Source organism: Serratia sp. CY52157 (assembly GCF_052168495.1).
GTDB classification, from domain to species: Bacteria; Pseudomonadota; Gammaproteobacteria; order Enterobacterales; family Enterobacteriaceae; genus Serratia; species Serratia ureilytica.
Window position 1 is genome coordinate 362,318 of record NZ_JBJNMO010000001.1, and the last position, 17,584, is coordinate 379,901.

At 60.1% G+C, this 17,584-nt stretch carries 21 protein-coding genes; 8 read left to right on the forward strand and 13 right to left on the reverse strand.

Translation table 11 applies throughout. The annotated features are described in order from the left end of the window. The first annotated feature begins 133 nt into the window (after window positions 1-133). The 3 genes from pdxR to ACJ8IP_RS01815 all read left to right on the forward strand — a co-directional run bounded on the left by pdxR (window position 134) and on the right by ACJ8IP_RS01815 (window position 2,937). The gene (gene pdxR, locus ACJ8IP_RS01805) at window positions 134-1,648 is read left to right on the forward strand and encodes a MocR-like pyridoxine biosynthesis transcription factor PdxR (protein ID WP_442524283.1); all 1,515 of its coding nucleotides are present in this window, start codon (window positions 134-136) and stop codon (window positions 1,646-1,648) included. Between the two features lie 116 nt (window positions 1,649-1,764). Then, window positions 1,765-2,217, forward strand: coding sequence for a GNAT family N-acetyltransferase (locus ACJ8IP_RS01810; RefSeq protein WP_033652064.1), 453 nt, complete (start codon window positions 1,765-1,767; stop codon window positions 2,215-2,217). Window positions 2,218-2,232: 15 nt separating this feature from the next. Continuing rightward, the gene (locus ACJ8IP_RS01815; RefSeq protein WP_046899339.1) at window positions 2,233-2,937 is read left to right on the forward strand and encodes a GNAT family N-acetyltransferase; all 705 of its coding nucleotides are present in this window, start codon (window positions 2,233-2,235) and stop codon (window positions 2,935-2,937) included. 51 nt (window positions 2,938-2,988) lie between these two features. Here the strand turns inward: ACJ8IP_RS01815 and purB are convergent, their stop codons facing one another. Together purB and hflD are read right to left on the reverse strand one after the other, a co-directional pair. Next, window positions 2,989-4,359 carry an adenylosuccinate lyase gene (purB, locus tag ACJ8IP_RS01820; protein ID WP_442524284.1) on the reverse strand — a complete coding sequence of 457 codons (1,371 nt, stop codon included), beginning with the start codon at window positions 4,357-4,359 and terminating at the stop codon, window positions 2,989-2,991. Between the two features lie 22 nt (window positions 4,360-4,381). After that, a complete protein-coding gene (gene hflD, locus ACJ8IP_RS01825) occupies window positions 4,382-5,008 on the reverse strand; it encodes a high frequency lysogenization protein HflD (RefSeq protein ID WP_046899340.1) in 627 nt (208 codons plus the stop codon). Between the two features lie 331 nt (window positions 5,009-5,339). Between hflD and kup the strand changes: the two genes are divergently transcribed. Further along, window positions 5,340-7,208, forward strand: a complete 1,869-nt coding sequence (kup, locus tag ACJ8IP_RS01830) for a low affinity potassium transporter Kup (RefSeq protein WP_147839169.1) — start codon at window positions 5,340-5,342, stop codon at window positions 7,206-7,208. Between the two features lie 51 nt (window positions 7,209-7,259). Here the strand turns inward: kup and mnmA are convergent, their stop codons facing one another. The 4 genes from mnmA to rluE form a co-directional block, all read right to left on the reverse strand. Continuing rightward, complete coding sequence (mnmA, locus tag ACJ8IP_RS01835) at window positions 7,260-8,360, reverse strand: tRNA 2-thiouridine(34) synthase MnmA (RefSeq protein ID WP_016928066.1); 1,101 nt, start codon at window positions 8,358-8,360, stop codon at window positions 7,260-7,262. A gap of 106 nt (window positions 8,361-8,466) precedes the next feature. Beyond that, window positions 8,467-8,913 carry an NUDIX hydrolase gene (locus ACJ8IP_RS01840; RefSeq protein WP_442524285.1) on the reverse strand — a complete coding sequence of 149 codons (447 nt, stop codon included), beginning with the start codon at window positions 8,911-8,913 and terminating at the stop codon, window positions 8,467-8,469. A 9-nt stretch (window positions 8,914-8,922) separates the two neighbouring features. Beyond that, window positions 8,923-9,261, reverse strand: coding sequence for a lysozyme inhibitor LprI family protein (locus tag ACJ8IP_RS01845; protein WP_089191582.1), 339 nt, complete (start codon window positions 9,259-9,261; stop codon window positions 8,923-8,925). 22 nt (window positions 9,262-9,283) lie between these two features. Then, complete coding sequence (rluE, locus tag ACJ8IP_RS01850) at window positions 9,284-9,910, reverse strand: 23S rRNA pseudouridine(2457) synthase RluE (protein ID WP_046686908.1); 627 nt, start codon at window positions 9,908-9,910, stop codon at window positions 9,284-9,286. Window positions 9,911-10,041: 131 nt separating this feature from the next. Between rluE and icd the strand changes: the two genes are divergently transcribed. Then, window positions 10,042-11,295: an NADP-dependent isocitrate dehydrogenase gene (icd, locus tag ACJ8IP_RS01855; RefSeq protein ID WP_015377612.1), complete on the forward strand. Its 1,254-nt coding sequence runs from the start codon at window positions 10,042-10,044 to the stop codon at window positions 11,293-11,295. Window positions 11,296-11,369: 74 nt separating this feature from the next. On the opposite strand, the gene uspF is transcribed toward icd, so the two are convergent. From uspF to ACJ8IP_RS01870, 3 genes are all read right to left on the reverse strand, one after another. Continuing rightward, window positions 11,370-11,819 carry a universal stress protein UspF gene (uspF, locus tag ACJ8IP_RS01860; protein ID WP_042784284.1) on the reverse strand — a complete coding sequence of 150 codons (450 nt, stop codon included), beginning with the start codon at window positions 11,817-11,819 and terminating at the stop codon, window positions 11,370-11,372. A gap of 217 nt (window positions 11,820-12,036) precedes the next feature. Continuing rightward, entirely contained in the window at window positions 12,037-12,264 is a 228-nt protein-coding gene (locus ACJ8IP_RS01865; protein WP_019454813.1) for a YgdI/YgdR family lipoprotein, read from the reverse strand. A 12-nt stretch (window positions 12,265-12,276) separates the two neighbouring features. Further along, window positions 12,277-12,510 (reverse strand): YgdI/YgdR family lipoprotein, encoded by a 234-nt coding sequence (locus tag ACJ8IP_RS01870; protein WP_223523969.1) that lies wholly within the window; start codon window positions 12,508-12,510, stop codon window positions 12,277-12,279. Between the two features lie 362 nt (window positions 12,511-12,872). Between ACJ8IP_RS01870 and tolA the strand changes: the two genes are divergently transcribed. Next, complete coding sequence (gene tolA, locus ACJ8IP_RS01875; RefSeq protein ID WP_182073937.1) at window positions 12,873-13,310, forward strand: cell envelope integrity protein TolA; 438 nt, start codon at window positions 12,873-12,875, stop codon at window positions 13,308-13,310. 157 nt (window positions 13,311-13,467) lie between these two features. Here the strand turns inward: tolA and ACJ8IP_RS01880 are convergent, their stop codons facing one another. After that, the gene (locus ACJ8IP_RS01880; protein WP_033642787.1) at window positions 13,468-13,758 is read right to left on the reverse strand and encodes a hypothetical protein; all 291 of its coding nucleotides are present in this window, start codon (window positions 13,756-13,758) and stop codon (window positions 13,468-13,470) included. A 146-nt stretch (window positions 13,759-13,904) separates the two neighbouring features. Between ACJ8IP_RS01880 and ACJ8IP_RS01885 the strand changes: the two genes are divergently transcribed. Continuing rightward, window positions 13,905-14,324, forward strand: coding sequence for a GNAT family N-acetyltransferase (locus tag ACJ8IP_RS01885; RefSeq protein ID WP_273974330.1), 420 nt, complete (start codon window positions 13,905-13,907; stop codon window positions 14,322-14,324). Here ACJ8IP_RS01885 and ACJ8IP_RS01890 read toward each other — a convergent pair. Beyond that, complete coding sequence (locus ACJ8IP_RS01890) at window positions 14,321-14,533, reverse strand: hypothetical protein (protein ID WP_033652077.1); 213 nt, start codon at window positions 14,531-14,533, stop codon at window positions 14,321-14,323. The genes ACJ8IP_RS01885 and ACJ8IP_RS01890 overlap by 4 nt on opposite strands. 92 nt (window positions 14,534-14,625) lie before the next feature. After that, a complete protein-coding gene (locus tag ACJ8IP_RS01895; RefSeq protein ID WP_033652078.1) occupies window positions 14,626-15,741 on the reverse strand; it encodes an AI-2E family transporter in 1,116 nt (371 codons plus the stop codon). A gap of 295 nt (window positions 15,742-16,036) precedes the next feature. Between ACJ8IP_RS01895 and ACJ8IP_RS01900 the strand changes: the two genes are divergently transcribed. Next, window positions 16,037-16,174: a hypothetical protein gene (locus tag ACJ8IP_RS01900; RefSeq protein WP_016928056.1), complete on the forward strand. Its 138-nt coding sequence runs from the start codon at window positions 16,037-16,039 to the stop codon at window positions 16,172-16,174. A 72-nt stretch (window positions 16,175-16,246) separates the two neighbouring features. On the opposite strand, the gene ACJ8IP_RS01905 is transcribed toward ACJ8IP_RS01900, so the two are convergent. Further along, complete coding sequence (locus tag ACJ8IP_RS01905) at window positions 16,247-17,458, reverse strand: MFS transporter (protein WP_442524286.1); 1,212 nt, start codon at window positions 17,456-17,458, stop codon at window positions 16,247-16,249. Window positions 17,459-17,584: the final 126 nt, after the last annotated feature.

The following is a 17,584-nucleotide window of genomic DNA, read 5'->3' on the forward strand; positions in this document are numbered from 1 at the left end:
CGGAAATCCTGTAGCCTCAATGCAATGGCTTATTTAAGGGGATTTCGCCGGGCAGCGCAACTGCCGCCGCCGAGGGGATGAAATAAGGTAGAGTAGTGTGCAATCGCCCCGAGTTTGGAGAAACAGACAGCCCATGAGTGACCACCCATTCTGCGCGGACGACGCGGCAATCCTGGCGGCCTTCACCCAGCAGCGTCAGCAGGGGCTGACCCGACGTTCGGCGCTGCATCAGGCCCTGTTGCGGCTCATCACCGCCGGGGAACTGCCGTGGCGGGCGAAGCTGCCGCCAAGCCGCGCATTGGCGCCCCGGCTGGGGGTGGCGCGCGATACGGTGGAGCAGACCTACGCGCGGCTGGAGGCGGAGGGATACATCAGCCGGGCGGTGGGGCGCGGCAGCTATGTTCGCTATCGCTGCGATACGTTGCTCGGCCGTGAACTGCTGGCGACGCAGGCGGGCCAGGAGGCGCGGCTGGCGAAACGCGAGCTAAGCGATCGCGGCCGGGCGTTGCTGGCGGTCAGCCATACGCCGCACACCAGCCGTCAGGCGTCGCTGACGCCCTCGCTGGCTGATCTGCGGGCGTTTCCCATCGATTCGTGGCTGCAGTGGGAAAAGCAGGCGCTGCGGCGGCACGGCGAGCGGCTGTTGGGGTATGCCGATCCGCAGGGCTTGCCGGAGCTGCGTGCGGAGATCGCGCACTATTTGCAGCGGGAGCGGGGCGTCAAGGCGACGGCGGAGCAGGTGATCGTGGTCACCAGCTCTCAGCAGGCGCTGGCGCTGTGCACGCAGGTGCTGTTCGATCCCGGCGATGCGGTATTCGTCGAAGAGCCGGGTTACCAGGGGGCGAAAAAACTGGTGCAGTCGGCGGGGCTGCAGGCGCGGCCGATCGGCATCGATGAGCAAGGGCTGGACGTCGGGCAACTGATGCAGGCTTCGGGCGGCGGGCGGGGCGTTTACATCACGCCGTCCCATCATTACCCGCTGGGATACTCGCTGAGCCTCGAGCGGCGCCTGGCGCTGTTGCAGTGGGCCCAGCGCCGGCGGGCCTGGATCATCGAAGACGATTACGACGCCGAGTTCAACTACGATCGACAAACCAAGGCGGCGCTGCAGGGGCTGGACAGCGGCGGGCGCACGCTGTACATCGGCACCTTCAGCAAGACGCTGTTTCCGGGGCTGCGCATCGGTTTCATGATCGCGCCGCCGCAGCTGGTGCGGCCATTGGTCGCCGCCAGGCAGTTTCAGGACGGCTACACGTCGGCATTGGCGCAGATGACGCTGTTCCACTGCCTGCACGAGGGCGGCTACGCCGAGCATCTGCGCAATATGCGCACGCTGTACAAGGCGAGGCTGGACGTCCTGTACGACGCGGTACATCGCCATCTCGCGCCCTGGACGCGCCCGGCCTTGCCGCAGGGTGGCCTGCAGCTAGTTTGCCCGCTGGCGGATGCGGCGACGGAGCGGCGGCTGGTGACGGCGGCGGCCGAGCGGGGAATACGATTGTACGGCCTGGCGGATTTCTACACCGGCGCGCCGCAGCGCGGGGCGCTGGTGCTCGGTTTCTCGGCCTATGCGCCGGACGAGATCGTGCGCTTTATCGCCACGCTGGCGCAGGTGTTCAACGCGCTGCCGCGGGAAAACGGCGGTTAAAATTGGTCTGCTCGGCGTTTTGAATTGGTCCGTATTACACCGTCGCTGCGCGGTGTATCCTGCCGCTATTCGGTTATTTCCCTAATGGAAATAATATCTTAACCCCGTGAGGCGCTATGAACCCATCAAATCGTGAAGTGACTATCCGCAGAATCAATGGCGACGACAGAGCGCAATGGCTGGCGTTGTGGCAGGGCTATCTCGACTTCTACCGCGCCGACGTGGCGCCGCAGGTGACCGATCGCACCTTCGAACGGTTGGGGCAGGATGAACAGGTGTACGGGCTGGTGGCGGAGGATGCCGACGGCCGGCTGCTGGGGCTGATGAACCTGGTATTCCATCCGTCCACCTGGAGCGCGGTGGGCTATTGTTATATCGAAGATCTTTATGTGTCGCCGCAGGCGCGCGGTCATAAAGTGTCGGAAAAACTGTTCGAACAGGCGTATCGGCTGGCGGAGGCGCGCGGCAGCGATCGGGTCTATTGGATGACTCAGGAGTACAACGCGCCGGCGCGTTCGCTGTACGACAAAATCGGCAGAAGAAGCTCGTTTATCGTTTATACCCGTTAACCGCAGGAGGCGCGTATGGCAATGAATCGTTATGGTCAGCCGATTGGCGAACCGATGCCGGATTGGCAGCCGGCTCGCCGCCCGGGCGGCGCAACGCTCGGCGGGCGTTTCTGTTCACTGGCGCCGCTCGAGCCGCAGCGGGATTACGCCGCGCTGTACGATGCTTTCCAGCTGGCGCCGGACGGCCGCGACTGGACCTATCTGTCTATCGAACGGCCCGATACGCCGGCGGCGATGCTGCAGCATCTGGAGACGCTGCAGGCCAACCCGGGGCTGGTCAATCTGACGGTGTTCGACGCCGCCAGCGACGCGCCGGTGGGGACGGTGGCGCTGATGCGCATCGACGAGGCCAACGGCGTGCTGGAGATCGGCCACGTCAGTTGGTCGCCGTTGATGAAACAGCGCTCCAGCGCCACCGAAGCCATCGCGCTGCTGCTGCGCTACGCCTTTGATACGCTGGGCTATCGCCGCTGCGAATGGAAGTGCGACAGCCACAACGCGCCGTCGCGCCAGGCCGCGCTGCGCTTTGGTTTCCGTTACGAGGGCAACTTCCGCTTTGCGGTGATCGTCAAGGGGCGCAGCCGGGATACCGACTGGTTCGCCATCACCGCCGACCGTTGGCCGACGGTGCGGCAGGCGCTGGCGCGTTGGCTGAGTGCCGAGAACTTCGATGCGCAGGGGCGGCAGATCGCCCGGCTGCAGGTGTTGCGCGGCGAATAATAAGCAACAAGGCGGCCCGCGGGCCGCCTTGTCGTTGTGGGTCTAACGCGCTTACTTCAGCTCGTCGACCAGGGTAGTGGCGCGGCCGATGTAGTTGGCCGGGGTCATCGCCTTCAGACGGGTTTTCTCTTCTTCCGGCAGCGCCAGACCGTCGATGAACGCCTGCATGCCGGCGGCGTCCACGCGCTTGCCGCGGGTCAGCTCTTTCAGCTTCTCGTAAGGCTTCTCGATGCCGTAACGGCGCATCACGGTCTGGATCGGTTCGGCCAGCACTTCCCAGTTGTGATCCAGTTCGTCCAGCAGGTGCGGCTGGTTCACTTCCAGCTTGCTGATGCCCTTCAGGGTGGCCTGATAGGCGATCAGCGCATAGCCCAGGCCCACGCCCAGGTTACGCAGCACGGTGGAGTCGGTCAGGTCGCGCTGCCAGCGGGAGACCGGCAGTTTGCCCGCCAGGTGGCCCAGCACGGCGTTGGCCAGCCCCAGGTTGCCTTCGGAGTTTTCGAAGTCGATCGGGTTGACCTTGTGCGGCATGGTGGAAGAACCGATTTCGCCGGCGATGGTCTTCTGCTTGAAGTGGTTCAGGGCGATGTAGCCCCAGATGTCGCGGTCGAAGTCGATCAGGATGGTGTTGAAACGCGCTACGCAGTCGAACAGTTCGGCGATGTAGTCATGCGGTTCGATCTGGGTGGTGTACGGGTTCCAGGTGATGCCGAGCGAGGTCACGAACGCTTCGCTGAACTGATGCCAGTCCACTTCCGGGTAGGCGACGATGTGGGCGTTGTAGTTGCCGACCGCGCCGTTGATTTTACCCATGATCTCCACGCGCTCCAGCTGGCGGTACTGGCGCTCCATGCGGTAAGCCACGTTGGCGAACTCTTTGCCGACGGTCGACGGCGTAGCCGGCTGGCCGTGGGTGCGCGACAGCAGCGGGATATCGCGGTATTCCAGCGCCAGCCCTTTCAGCGCGTCGATGATTTTACGCCAGTAAGGCAGCACCACGTCCTGACGAGCGCTTTGCAGCATCAGCGCGTGCGACAGGTTGTTGATGTCTTCGGAGGTGCAGGCGAAGTGGATGAACTCGGATACCGCGTGCAGCGCAGGCACCGCCGCCACTTTTTCCTTCAGGAAATACTCGACCGCTTTCACGTCGTGGTTGGTGGTGCGCTCGATGGTTTTGATGCGCTGCGCGTCTTCTTCATTGAATTCCGCGACGATTTTGTCGAGGAAAGCGTTTGCGTCGGCGTCAAAAGCGGGAACTTCCTTGATTTCTGCGCAGGCGGCCAGTTTTTGCAGCCAACGTACTTCAACCTGTACGCGGAATTTCAGCAGACCGTATTCGCTGAAAATGGGGCGCAGTGCGCTGACTTTATCACCGTAGCGTCCATCAACGGGGGAAACGGCGGTCAGTGAGGATAATTCCATCGGTAGCAACTCCTGGGATCGATTAACAATGAGCAACGATATTTTGCGCCTGCTTGAACAGACGATTACGGGAAAACATTAACTGCAGGCGGCTGCCGCCGACCTGTTGCCACAGCACGGCGGCGCGAATGCCGGCCAGCAGCGTGGCGCGAACTTTGGCCTGCACCTGCGGGTTCTGCAAGATCGCCGGTGAGCCGGTCACCTGGATGCGCGGCCCTAGCGGACTGACCACGTCGACATAAATGCCGGCCAGCGCGCTGATGATGGTGTCCGACTCAAGATCGAAGTGCGCCAGCTGGCGTTCGAGCTGGCCGAGGCGTTCGCCGAGCGTGTTCATCGCCTGTTTGTTGGCGTTGAGCTTGCGCTCCAGCACCATCAGGCTGATGGTGTAGCGGGTCAGTTCCGCGCCCGGCCCTTTGTTGTTGGCATTCAGCACGCCCATCAGGGTTTCGAGGCCGACCATCAAATTGCGTTCCTCGCCGCCGAACACCGCCAGCGTAGAGGGTGGGTCCATCTGCAGCAGGCTTTTCAGCGAGGTGTGAAACGCTTCGCGGTTGCATTGCCCTTCATGGGCCAATTGCTGAACCAAACGCGCCGACTGGCTGATACCCGCCATGGCCAGCGTGATGTCATAATAATTCTTCGCCACGATGACTCCTGTAAACGCGGTGAACGGTACATGGCTTACTGTATAAGGTTGTGCGTATCGCCAGGGTAACGGCGGCGGCCGCGAACGGTAACGATCGGGCGTGGCTGTAACAACGATGACAACGAATGCCGCGGATCATGCCATAAAATTGAGGGTAAACCCAGCGTCTAATACGCCTGTGGTGAGGCGGATGCGCCGTGCGGCGCAGAACTGCGCAAATAGACGGCGAAAATCGCCGGTGGCGCGGCACGAACTTATTGTTGCGGCGGCAAATAAAGTGCGGCGGCTGCATCTATACTGCCAACGTGACCCCTCAAATAAAGACCTTTATATGCACGTAAAAAACAAGCAGCCGCTGCCGGCGGTGACGCTGGCGGCCATCGGCGTGGTGTACGGCGATATTGGCACCAGCCCGCTGTATACCCTGCGCGAATGCCTGACGGCAGAGGAGGGCATCACCATGACGCCGACGTCGATCTACGGCTTTCTGTCGTTGATTTTCTGGCTGTTGACGCTGGTGGTGTCGATTAAATACATCTGCTTCGTGATGCGCGCCGACAACGACGGTGAAGGGGGGATTCTGACGCTGATGTCGCTGGCGATCCGCAAGCTGGATGCGCGCTGGGTGCCGGCGGCGGTGCTGGTCGGGCTGGTGGGCGGCAGCTTCTTTTATGGCGATGGGGTGATTACCCCGGCCATTTCGGTGCTCTCGGCTATCGAAGGCCTGCAGATTATCGCACCCGAGCTGGACAGCTTTATCGTGCCGCTGTCGCTGCTGGTGTTGACCGCGCTGTTCGCGATCCAGAAACACGGCACCGGCAGCGTCGGCAAACTGTTCGCCCCGGCGATGGTCATCTGGTTCCTGACGCTGGCGCTGCTCGGCATCGGCGGCATTTTGCATCACCCCGGCGTGCTGCGGGCGCTGAACCCTTACTGGGCGGTGAATTTCTTCCTCGAGTACAAGGCAGTGTCGTTCTTCGCGCTGGGCATGGTGGTGCTGTCGGTCACCGGCGCCGAAGCGCTGTACGCCGACATGGGCCACTTCGGCAAAAAACCGATCCGCCTGGCGTGGTTTACGCTGGTGGCGCCGGCGCTGGTGCTGAACTACTTCGGCCAGGGGGCGCTGCTGTTGGCCAACCCGGCGGCGATCAATAACCCGTTCTTCCTGCTGGCGCCCACCTGGGCGCTGATCCCGCTGCTGGTGATCGCCACGTTGGCGACGGTGATCGCCTCGCAGGCGGTGATCTCCGGCGTCTTCTCGCTGACGCGCCAGGCGGTGCGGCTGGGCTACCTGCCGCCGATGCGCATCATCTATACCTCCGATCAGGAGTCCGGGCAGATCTACATTCCGGTGGTGAACTGGCTGCTGTTCGCGGCGGTGTTGATCGTGATTATCAGCTTCAAACACTCCAGCAACCTGGCCTCGGCTTACGGCATCGTGGTGACCGGCACCATGCTGCTGTCGTCGATTCTGCTGAGCATCGTGGCGGTGAAAAACTGGGGCTGGCCGCGCTATCTGGGGGGGCTGATGCTGCTTGCCATGCTGTGCATCGACGTGCCGCTGTTCGGCGCCAACCTGATCAAACTGGCGACCGGCGGCTGGCTGCCGGTGGCGCTGGGGTTGATCATTCTGCTGATCATGCTGACCTGGAAGACCGAGCGCTCGCGCCTGATCCGCCGGCTGCGCGACAACCAGGAAGGGCTGACCGCGCTGATCGAGTCGCTGGAGAAGGCGCCGCCGAAGCGGGTGCCGGGCACCGCGGTGTTTATGGAGCGCACGCCGCATGCGGTGCCGCTGGTGCTGCTGCATAACCTGAAGCACAACAAGGTGTTGCATGAGCGCGTGGTGCTGCTGACTATCGTGACTACCGACATGCCGTATGTGCACAACGTGCAGCGGGTGGCGATCGAACAGCTGTCGACGAGCTTTTGGCGGGTGGTGGCGAGCTACGGCTGGCGCGAAACGCCCAACGTGACGGATATCCTTTATCGCTGCGGCCTGGAGGGGATGAGTTTCACCATGAACGAGACCTCGTTCTTCATGTCGCGCGATACGCTGGTATTGGGCAAGCGCCCCTGGTATCTGCGCGTGCGCGGCAAGGTGTTCCAGCTGTTGCAGCGCAACGCGCTGCGGGCGCCGGATCTGTTCGAAATCCCGCCAAACCGGGTGATCGAACTGGGGGCGCAGGTGGAATTCTGAATAAAAAAAACGCTGCGGTAAACGCAGCGTTTTTCTTGGGCGGCAGGCGAACTACGCCAGGCGCTGTTCGATGATGCCGCCGCCGAGGCAGATTTCGCCCTGGTAGAACACCGCCGACTGGCCGGGGGTGACGGCGGAGACCGGCTCGTCGAAACGCACTTCGATGCGTTCGTCGTCGAGCGGGGTCACGGTGCAAGGGATGTCCTGCTGGCGATAGCGGGTCTTCACCGTACAGCGGAACGGGCCGGTCAGCGGCAGGCGATCAACCCAGTGCAGCTGCTGCGCGATAAGGCCGACTGACATCAGGCGCGGGTGATCGTGCCCTTGCGCGACCACCAGCACGTTATTGGCCACGTCTTTATCCACCACGTACCACGGATCTTCGCTGCTGTCTTTCAGGCCGCCGATGCCTAACCCTTTGCGCTGGCCCAGGGTGTGATACATCAGGCCCTGGTGTTCACCGACGGTCTGGCCGTCGACGCTAACGATCGGGCCCGGCTGCGCCGGCAGGTAGCGGCCGAGGAAGTCGCGGAATTTGCGCTCGCCGATAAAGCAGATGCCGGTGGAGTCTTTCTTCTTGGCGGTGACCAGCTCCAGTTGCTCGGCGATGCGGCGCACCTCCGGCTTCTCCAGTTCCCCAACCGGGAACAGGCTTTGCGCCACCTGCTCGTGGCTCAGGGTATAGAGGAAGTAGCTCTGATCTTTGTTGCCGTCGACGCCGCGCAGCAGGCGGCTTTTGCCGTCCACGTCCTGGCGGCGCACGTAATGGCCGGTGGCGATGAAATCGGCCCCCAGGTCTTCGGCGGCGAACTCCAGGAAGGCTTTGAATTTGATTTCTTTATTGCACAGGATGTCCGGGTTCGGCGTGCGGCCGGCCTTGTACTCTTCCAGGAACAGCTCAAACACGTTGTCCCAGTATTCCGCCGCAAAGTTCACCGTGTGCAGTTCGATGCCCAGCTTGTCGCAGACCGCTTGCGCGTCGGCCAGATCGGTCGCGGCGGAGCAGTACTCTTCGTCGTCGTCTTCTTCCCAGTTTTTCATGAACAGCCCAGCGACCTGATAGCCCTGTTGCTGTAACAGATAGGCGGTAACGGAAGAGTCGACGCCGCCGGACATACCGACGATTACTTTTTTCTGGCTGTTGTCTGACATGGGGATCTCACGAACTTGAACACGAACCGTGCTGATAAAAACAAGCGCAGGATTTTACCACGTTGCCCGCGCCGGCGCACTGTTCATCTTGTGCTGCCCGGTGCCCTTAAAACGGCCAGGCGAAGCTGCCGACCAGCGACAGCGGGTAGCGCTCCGGCTGCTGGTAGCTGCGAATGCTCTCGGCCACCAGCGCGGAACGCAGGTTGGGCGCCTGCAAAATCTCGTCGGCGCTCAACCACAGGCAGCGATCGATGTCGCTGTCGTGCGGCTCGGTCGGCAGCGGCTGTTCCAGCTCGATGACGAAGCAAAACCGCAGGAACGCCGTGCGATCCGGCGCAATCCATTGGTGCAGACGTAAAAACGCCTGCGGCGTGGCGCGGATGCCGGTCTCTTCCCACAGCTCGCGCTCGGCGGCCTGCACCAGCGTCTCGTCGGCCTCCAGGTGGCCGGCCGGCTGGTTCCACAGCGCTTTGCCGTTGATGGTCTCTTCGACGACCAAAAATTTGCCGGCGGCGTGCACTACGCAGGCCACGGTGACGTGCGGTTTGAACATGCGGTCTCCTTACAGCGGTTTGTCGATGCGCCGATAGATATCGTCCAGCTCGGCGATGCGGGTGCGGTAGCTTTTGAGCAGACAGGCGGTGTCGCCGCCGCACCGCTGGCGTTTTGCCAGCCAGGCCTGCTGGCTGTCCTGCATCGCGCCGCGCGCGCCCATGGCGAACAGGCCGCGCAGGAATTGGTATTGGGTGGCCATTTGCACATCCAAATCGTTCAGCGTGCGGTTGGCGCAGATGGCTTGCTCATCGCGGCTTGCCGCCTTGGCGCAGTCGAAGCTGGCGGCCTGGGCGGCAAACGGGGCCGCCAGAGCGGCGAGCAGCAGCGCGATCGGCGTGGATTTCATGGCGCCTCCATCAGTTATCGGTCTACAGAGAATCGATGCTTTTCCATTCACCAGGCTGCAGTGAGCCCAGCGAAAGATTACCCATACTGTAGCGAATCAGGCGCAGGGTAGGGAACCCGATATGCGCCGTCATGCGACGCACCTGGCGGTTTCGCCCTTCGAACAGGGTGATTTTCAGCCAACTGGTGGGGATGGATTTACGCTCGCGGATCGGCGGGTTGCGCGGCCATAGCCACTGCGGCTCGGCCACCAACTCAACACCGGCGGGCAGCGTCGGGCCGTCTTTCAGCGTAACGCCGCAGCGCAATGGCGCCAAATCGCTCTCCTGCGGCGCGCCCTCGACCTGCACATAGTAGATTTTGCCGGTGCGCTTGCCCGGCTGTGTGAGCTGCGCCTGCAGCTGGCCGTCGTTGGTCAGCACCAGCAGCCCTTCGCTGTCGCGATCCAGGCGCCCGGCGGCGTAAACGTCGGGGAAGGGGATGTACTCTTTCAGCGTGGCGCGGCCGGCTTCATCGGTGAACTGCGGCAGCACGTCGAAGGGCTTGTTGAATAACACAATTCGACGCGGCCCCTTCGGCGCGGCGGGTTTGGCGGCATTCGGCTTGCTGAATCGTTTAACGTTGTGATTTCTAACAGAGAATTTTTTCATAACAGTTGAGATTACGGATGATAAGCGCATTATAACCGAATCCGTTTCGGATTGGCGCGGACCGAATATTCAAGTAGTATCTACACGCATCTTACAAAGCATTAACAAAATTGCGCTTGAAGGAGAGGTTGATGGAAAGCAAAGTAGTTGTTCCGGCAGAAGGTAAAAAAATCACGGTTGACGCCCAGGGTAAACTGGTTGTTCCTCATAACCCGATCATCCCGTTCATCGAAGGCGACGGCATCGGCGTTGACGTGACTCCTGCCATGATCCACGTGGTTGATGCGGCCGTTAAAAAGGCTTACCACGGCGAACGTAAAATCTCCTGGATGGAAATCTACACCGGCGAAAAATCTACCCACGTTTACGGTAAAGACGTGTGGCTGCCGGACGAAACTCTGGACCTGATCCGCGACTACCGCGTCGCCATCAAAGGCCCCCTGACCACCCCGGTCGGCGGCGGCATCCGTTCTCTGAACGTGGCCCTGCGCCAGCAGCTGGACCTGTACGTGTGCCTGCGCCCGGTGCGTTACTACCAGGGCACTCCAAGCCCGGTGAAACAGCCTGAGCTGACCGACATGGTGATCTTCCGCGAAAACGCCGAAGACATCTACGCCGGCATCGAGTGGAAAGCCGGCTCCGCCGAAGCGGACAAAGTGATCAAATTCCTGCGCGACGAAATGGGCGTGAAGAAAATCCGCTTCCCGGAGCAGTGCGGTATCGGCGTGAAGCCATGCTCTGAAGAAGGGACCAAGCGTCTGGTGCGCGCGGCGATCGAATACGCCATCACCAACGACCGTGACTCCGTGACCCTGGTTCACAAAGGCAACATCATGAAGTTCACCGAAGGTGCCTTCAAGGATTGGGGCTATGAGCTGGCGCGCGAAGAGTTCGGCGGCGAGCTGATCGACGGCGGCCCATGGCTGAAGATCAAGAACCCGAACACCGGCAAAGAGATCGTGGTTAAAGACGTGATCGCCGACGCCTTCCTGCAGCAAATCCTGCTGCGCCCGGCGGAATACGACGTGATCGCCTGTATGAACCTGAACGGCGACTACATCTCCGACGCCCTGGCGGCCCAGGTAGGCGGTATCGGCATCGCGCCGGGCGCCAACATCGGCTCTGACTGCGCGCTGTTCGAAGCGACTCACGGCACCGCGCCGAAGTACGCCGGCCAGGACAAAGTGAACCCAGGCTCCATCATCCTGTCCGCAGAGATGATGCTGCGCCACATGGGCTGGTTCGAAGCGGCTGATCTGATCGTTAAAGGTATGGAAGGTGCCATCGCCGCCAAGACCGTGACCTATGACTTCGAACGCCTGATGGAAGGCGCTAAACTGCTGAAATGTTCAGAGTTTGGTGACGCTATCGTTAAACACATGTAAGTGTGTTCAGCGCTTGAATGAGAGCGGGAGCCTAAGGGCTCCCGTTTTTTTATTGTTCAAATGAGCAAGCGATTTTAAGCGTTAGCCGATTCACGCACGACCAGCACCGGGCAATTGGCGTGGCGCACTACCGCGGTGGCATTCGAGCCGAGGAGGTAAGTCATTGCAGAAGGGCGGTTGGAACCCATCACAATAATCTCCGCGTTAAGCGCATCGGCGAGTTCCAGGATCTGATCTTTGGGATCGCCGACGGCGACATGCGTGGTTACGCGATCCTCGGGAACGCTGAATTGTTTTGCCGCTTTCGCCAGCCCCTCGGTCGCTATCGCAATGGTTTCATCTTTGGTTTCCACCGCCGCCGTGGCGGCAAAGCCGAAGGCCGCGTAGGTGGCGCGCGACGGGATCACCGCCAGGAAATGGACGTGGGAGTCTTCGAGCCTGGCGAGCGCGTTGACATGCGGGATGACCTGCTGTGTTAATTCCGGCTCGGTAATATCCACGGGAACCAAAATAGTTTTGTACATACTCCCTCCTTATCGTTTTAAAAAACTCCACTTATCGGATTATAGCCGTTCGACGCCGGGAAAGGGGAGATCCGTATGGCAAACCTGGCAACGTTGTCTGCTGAAATGTCAGGCGTTTATCGACGTTATCGTTAAACGCCAATGGGCGCGCTTACTGTTTGAATAGAAAGGGAGCCATCGGCTCCCTTTGTTTTAGCAGGCTCAGATTATCGGAACCTTAATGAGGGATTTCCGACACCTCTTTGACTTCCGTCTTGTTGATTTGCTGTTTGACGCCATTGGCGTCGGTATACCCGATCAACCCGGCAGAAGTCTCTTTCGGTTTGCCGTCACTGATGATCGTTCGGCCATCGTGGGTATGAATAGCGTAGCTGGTGCGTGTGCAGCCTGACAGTGCGGCGATGGCAACCAGGGCGATCGCGGGAAGAACAAGCGCTTTTTTCATTTGTAGCTCCTTTTAGTTATCCAACTCACTCATGTTTGCAATCTGGTCTCGATTGATCTGTTCCGTTTTGCCCGTTTCAGCATTTCGATAGGAGACCAATCCGGTATCTTTATCGATCTGGGGCTTGCCGTCGGTAATAATGATTTTGCCGTCCGTCGTTTTGATCGCCTGATTGGAAGCGCAGCCCACCAGGGACATCAATGCTGTTGCCGCCAGCAGCGCGGCAAAGGGGCGTTTGCTTTTCATACCTACCATCCTGGTTACTTAAACAAATTTAATATCAGGAAAGTAAGTATAGGCAGATTTTCCAGATTGCCAGGGTTGAAAGCGCTTCTAATGGGATAAAAAATTAAGAATAACTTAATTTATTGATGGAGTGATTACTCGTTCGGATAACAAGGTTATCGATAGGTCAGGGTGTTCAGCTGTACGCCCCGCCTGGGGCGCTATGGCTTCATGTCATCATCGGCCCACGATTCTCCGCATGCCGATGCTTGATACTCGCAATGTCTCTGGCGGTTTGGCGTTAATTCTGTATAAGTATGCGCCGGGGATCTTGTCGAATACCACGTTGATTTTGGCTGATAGTCATCCATAAGGACAGGGATATGAAAATCACGCATTCAGGCTTTAAAACCGGCGCCGCCACATTATTGGCGGCGATGCTCGCGCTGGCATTAACGGGGTGTGCCAAGAGCACCGCCCCCAGCCAAACCGATCCGGTGAATAAAGAGGTTGACGATCTTTTCGCCAACCTTGGCAACCCAAAGGCGCCGGGAAAAGAGAAAGAACACTATATCGCCCAGTTGCAGGCCGCGATTCAAAGCCATTTGAAAGATGCCGAAGCCTACTCAGGCAAGCGTTGCACATTGAGCATCAAGCTGGCGCCGGACGGTATGCTGATCAGCATTCGGGCTGTTCAAGGGGATCCGGAACTTTGCCAGGCCGCGATAAAGGCAATCGTCAATGCACGTTTGCCTAAACCGCCAACGGCCGCGGTTTACGAAGCGGTCAAAAGCAGCGTATTGGAATTTCGTCCGCAGTGAAAATAAACGGCACTGCGATGCCAGACAATTAAACCAAAGTCACAGGCCGTATTTTCATGCGGCCTGTGAGTATTGGGTTGTGCAATATTTCGTATAGCGCTTCCTCATGCTAAAGCCCGTTTTTTCGGCATTATTTCACGGCATGTGGCGCCACTCTCTACCGATACATCATCGCGCTCACGCGCTCGCTTCGGTCTTTAAAACCGTTGCTGCGCATCGTTACCACATAGTAGCGATAGTGGTGTTTCTGTGCGTACTCGCGCACCAGATCTTCGGCGAACAGGCCGCTGAAGGTGACGGTGGTGACGAACGTCAGCCCTTTCACTTCGTAGGTGCCGATCTCTTGCGGGGTGCCGATATACGGCGGCGGGAACACGGTTTTGTGGAACTGGCAGCCGGCCAGCAGCAGGGTAAACAGCAGGGCGGCGGAGATTTGCGGTATTCTCATCGGGAAATGCTTTCCTTCCTTGGCGTGTGTTTTGGTAACTCTATAATAGGATTACAAAATTCGACCGGGATGTAAAAACTATCCCGCCGCGGTTGCCGTTTCGTTGATGCGGTATCGCCGTTATCCATCAGCATGAGGATTAAAACATGTTTGTTCGCCAGGCCACCGACAGCGATGCCTCAGCCCTGATCGCCCTCGACAGCATCGCCGAATACGAGCCGCAGCGCGCGGCGCAGATCCGCGCCTGGTGCGGGCAGGGCGTCTGTTATCTTGCCGAGGAGCAGGGCATGGCGATGGGATACGGTGTGCTGCACTATCACTTCTTCGGCTGCGGCTTTGTGGAGATGCTGATGGTCGGCGAGCGCTATCGCCGCCGGGGCGTCGGGCAGGCGCTGATTGCGGCGCTTAAGTTGCACTGCCGGCACCCGAAGCTGTTCACCTCCACCAATCATTCCAACCTGCCGATGCAGCGGCTGCTGTTGAACGCCGGGTTTGTCGCCAGCGGCCAAATTGACAATCTCGATGACGGCGATCCGGAGCAGGTCTTTTTTACCCCGCTGCGCTAATACAGCCGGACATCCACCGCCTGCTGTTGCAGCCAGGTGCTGACGTAGCCATAAGCGGCATAGAAGGCCAGCAGCGCGAAGATCAGCACGGAAAGCGAGGCCAAAAATTTGACGTCGCCCTGCTTCGAAAGCTGGTAAGCGCAAGAGATAAAGGCCAGCAGGCACAGCAGGGTGAAGGCGATGGCCAGCGTGGCGTAGAGAATAAGCATAACGAAACCCGTTCTTCCTTGTGAGCGCGGCAAGGATACCACAGACAAAAAAGGGGCCCAAACGGGCCCCGGTGCGATACGGCGCGAGAGGTTTACTCCGCCGCGTCGGGATGATTCTTGCCTTCTTCGATGAATTCTTCGTCGATCTCTTCGATGTTTTCCTTGCTGTCGCGGCCGGACAGGATGTTCCAGCAGGCGATGAACAGCGCGGCGATCAATGGCCCGATGACGAAGCCGTTAATGCCGTAAATCTCCATGCCGCCCAGGGTGGAGATCAGGATCAGGTAGTCCGGCATTTTGGTGTCTTTGCCTACCAGCAGCGGGCGCAGAATGTTGTCCACCAGGCCGATTACGACCACGAAGAACACCACCAGGAAGATGCCTTTCCACAGCATGCCGGTGGCGAAGAAGTAGATCACCGCCGGCACCCAGATGATGGCGGAGCCCACGGCGGGGATGATCGACAAGAACGCCATCAGCGCGCCCCACAGCAAGCTGCCGTCGATGCCGGTAAAGTAAAACGCCAGCCCGCCGAGCGCGCCTTGCACCACGGCGACCACCACCGTGCCCTTGACGGTGGCGCGGGAGACGGCGGCGAACTTCACGAACAGGTGGTGCTTCACGTGCTGTGAGAGCGGCAGCGCTTCGAGCGCCAGGTTCACCAGATACGGGCCGTCTTTCAGCAGGAAGAACAGCAGGTAGAGCATCACGCCGAAGCCGACGACGAAGTTGAAGGTGCCTTTGCCGATCAGGAACACGCTGCCCGCCAGGTATTGCCCGCCCTTGAGCGCCACCTCGGAAAGTTGTTTTTGGATCTCGGCGGCGCTGTTGAGGTTATGCTCCGCCAGGAAGCGCTGCGCCCAGCCGGGCAGATGACGCATGAAGTCCGCCAGCATGGTCGGCAATTGGCTGTTGTTGGTCTGCAGCTTGGTGTAGATCATGTTGAATTCCATCGCCAGCGATGAGGCGATGATCGCTAACGGCGTGAACACGATCAGGCAGATCAGCGCCACCGTCAGCAGCGACACCACGCCGTTGCGTTCGCCGACGTACTGCTTCAACTTCTTTTTCACCGGATGGAAAATCACCGCCAGAATAACCGCCCACAGCACCGAGGAGTAATAAGGCCCCAGCACGTCGAGAAAGGCGGCGGTAACGATGAACAGGATCAGAATAAAGAATCCCTTGGAAATGCCTTTAGACATCATAGTCGTCCCTCAAAAGATGAATTTTCAGCATAGATGAACTGAATGAAAACAACACTATCATTACCTTTGCTTATCCGGTAGGGGATTTTTAACGGCGTATTCCATAGGGTTACTAAGGGGAAAGGAGGGCGCCGCGCGAGGCTCAGGCGGCGGCGCAAGGAAAGAAAGAACGCTAAATAGTTAACAAAATTTATTGATTGTGTTTCATTTTGTGTGTTGCGCTTGCCCCCTGCGCCAGGCTTTCCTAGTGTTGATGAGGGCGGCCGTTCGCCCGATACCACGAAGGAGTATGCAAATGACAGAACACAAACGACTTGCCGTTATCGAAAAGGCATTGCTGATCGCTTTCGCCGGTCTGCTGATTTATCTTGTTGCGACCGGCGCCTTGTCATTGTCGGGCCTGGATCATCACTGGCCTTATCCTTCACGATAAGCACGCGCCCGCACCAGGGAATATTCAGCACCGCTAATAATAAATAGAACCTCCTTTCTCATTATTGCGCCATTACGCCGCATTGCGCGGCTCGCGGCGAAAAATCAGCGCCAATCCCGCCCCTGACACCGCCGCCGCCAGCACCAGCCACGCCGGCGCCGCCCAACCGGCCGCGGCCACGATGGCGCTCAGCGCGACCGGGCCGATCACCTGGCCGAGGTAGTTCCCCTGCATCACCAACCCCAGACTCAGCGGCAGCAGCGTGGGCTCTGGCGTCGCCGCCGGCGTGGCGGCCAGAATGGTGGCGGGCAGCATGCCGGCGATGGCGCAGAACAGGAAGCACAGTGGGATCAGCAGGCCATTGGGCGTCATCGGCAGGAAAATGCCGATGCCGAAGATGCCGATGACCAGGCTGGTGGCCGCGAGCAGGCTACCGGCCCGCAGACCGCGCGACAGCAAGAACCCGGCGGCGAGATTGCCGAGGATATTGACGGCCACCGCCGCCGCGCTGATGCCGCCGGCGGCCGCCAGCGTCAGACCGATGCGCTGCATCAGAAAGATCGGTAAAAAGGTCATCACCGAGAAAAACTGCAGGTTATAAGCGGTGAACATCAGCGCCAGCAACAGCGGCTGGCGCGCCCGCAGCATCGCGCCCAGCGCTTGCCGCAGCGGCAACGGCGGAGCGTGCGCGTCGGCGGTGCGGCGCGGCGTGGTCAGCGGCAGCAGCAGCGCGGCCAGCAGCGTCAGCGCCGCACCGGCCTGCCAGTTCTGTTGCCAGCCCGCCAGGTGAGGGCCGAAAAACAGCGAAATGGCGATGCCCGCCGGCATGAAGGTGCTCCAGATGCCGAACACCAGGCTGCGCTGCGCCGGGGCGACGATGCGGTTCAGCACCGCCGGCGAGGCGACCACCACGATGACGAAGCCGAGGCCTTCGACAAAGCGGCTGACGATCAAGCCGCTGAAGTCGTGCAGCGTGGCGCCGGTAAAGCTGGCGGCGCTGACGATCAGCAATCCCAGCGCCAGCAGGCGCCGATCGCCCCAGCGGCGCACCAGCAGCCCGGCGGCGATGCCGCCGAACACCCCGACGAAAGGAAACGCCGAGATGACCCAGCTTAGCGTCTCCAGTGAACGGCCGAATTCGGCCTGCAGCGCCGGCAAGGCAATGGTGGCCTTGCCCACGTGCAGCGCCGCGGCGATGCCGGCGAACAGCACATTGATGACGGCTAGCCAGGGCGTGGCGGCGGGGGAAACGCGGTCGATGGCGTCCGGTTTAATCGCAGTCATAACACTCTCCAGTGGCGGTAACGCCCTCACTATGCGTCTGCGCTACGACAGAAGTCGTTCAAATGCTGCGCTGTCACGCGGGGAAATTATTCATTTCGAGCTTTATTTTGCGCGCCTCGTTGTTTG

Bases quoted from the DNA above. Each gene is read 5' to 3' on its own strand.
- pdxR (WP_442524283.1), top strand. From the start codon at position 134: ATGAGTGACCACCCATTCTGCGCGGACGACGCGGCAATCCTGGCGGCC.
- ACJ8IP_RS01810 (WP_033652064.1), top strand. From the start codon at position 1,765: ATGAACCCATCAAATCGTGAAGTGACTATCCGCAGAATCAATGGCGAC.
- ACJ8IP_RS01815 (WP_046899339.1), top strand. From the start codon at position 2,233: ATGGCAATGAATCGTTATGGTCAGCCGATTGGCGAACCGATGCCGGAT.
- purB (WP_442524284.1), bottom strand. From the start codon at position 4,359: ATGGAATTATCCTCACTGACCGCCGTTTCCCCCGTTGATGGACGCTAC.
- kup (WP_147839169.1), top strand. From the start codon at position 5,340: ATGCACGTAAAAAACAAGCAGCCGCTGCCGGCGGTGACGCTGGCGGCC.
- mnmA (WP_016928066.1), bottom strand. From the start codon at position 8,360: ATGTCAGACAACAGCCAGAAAAAAGTAATCGTCGGTATGTCCGGCGGC.
- ACJ8IP_RS01840 (WP_442524285.1), bottom strand. From the start codon at position 8,913: ATGTTCAAACCGCACGTCACCGTGGCCTGCGTAGTGCACGCCGCCGGC.
- ACJ8IP_RS01845 (WP_089191582.1), bottom strand. From the start codon at position 9,261: ATGAAATCCACGCCGATCGCGCTGCTGCTCGCCGCTCTGGCGGCCCCG.
- rluE (WP_046686908.1), bottom strand. From the start codon at position 9,910: ATGAAAAAATTCTCTGTTAGAAATCACAACGTTAAACGATTCAGCAAG.
- icd (WP_015377612.1), top strand. From the start codon at position 10,042: ATGGAAAGCAAAGTAGTTGTTCCGGCAGAAGGTAAAAAAATCACGGTT.
- uspF (WP_042784284.1), bottom strand. From the start codon at position 11,819: ATGTACAAAACTATTTTGGTTCCCGTGGATATTACCGAGCCGGAATTA.
- ACJ8IP_RS01865 (WP_019454813.1), bottom strand. From the start codon at position 12,264: ATGAAAAAAGCGCTTGTTCTTCCCGCGATCGCCCTGGTTGCCATCGCC.
- ACJ8IP_RS01870 (WP_223523969.1), bottom strand. From the start codon at position 12,510: ATGAAAAGCAAACGCCCCTTTGCCGCGCTGCTGGCGGCAACAGCATTG.
- tolA (WP_182073937.1), top strand. From the start codon at position 12,873: ATGAAAATCACGCATTCAGGCTTTAAAACCGGCGCCGCCACATTATTG.
- ACJ8IP_RS01880 (WP_033642787.1), bottom strand. From the start codon at position 13,758: ATGAGAATACCGCAAATCTCCGCCGCCCTGCTGTTTACCCTGCTGCTG.
- ACJ8IP_RS01885 (WP_273974330.1), top strand. From the start codon at position 13,905: ATGTTTGTTCGCCAGGCCACCGACAGCGATGCCTCAGCCCTGATCGCC.
- ACJ8IP_RS01890 (WP_033652077.1), bottom strand. From the start codon at position 14,533: ATGCTTATTCTCTACGCCACGCTGGCCATCGCCTTCACCCTGCTGTGC.
- ACJ8IP_RS01895 (WP_033652078.1), bottom strand. From the start codon at position 15,741: ATGATGTCTAAAGGCATTTCCAAGGGATTCTTTATTCTGATCCTGTTC.
- ACJ8IP_RS01900 (WP_016928056.1), top strand. From the start codon at position 16,037: ATGACAGAACACAAACGACTTGCCGTTATCGAAAAGGCATTGCTGATC.
- ACJ8IP_RS01905 (WP_442524286.1), bottom strand. From the start codon at position 17,458: ATGACTGCGATTAAACCGGACGCCATCGACCGCGTTTCCCCCGCCGCC.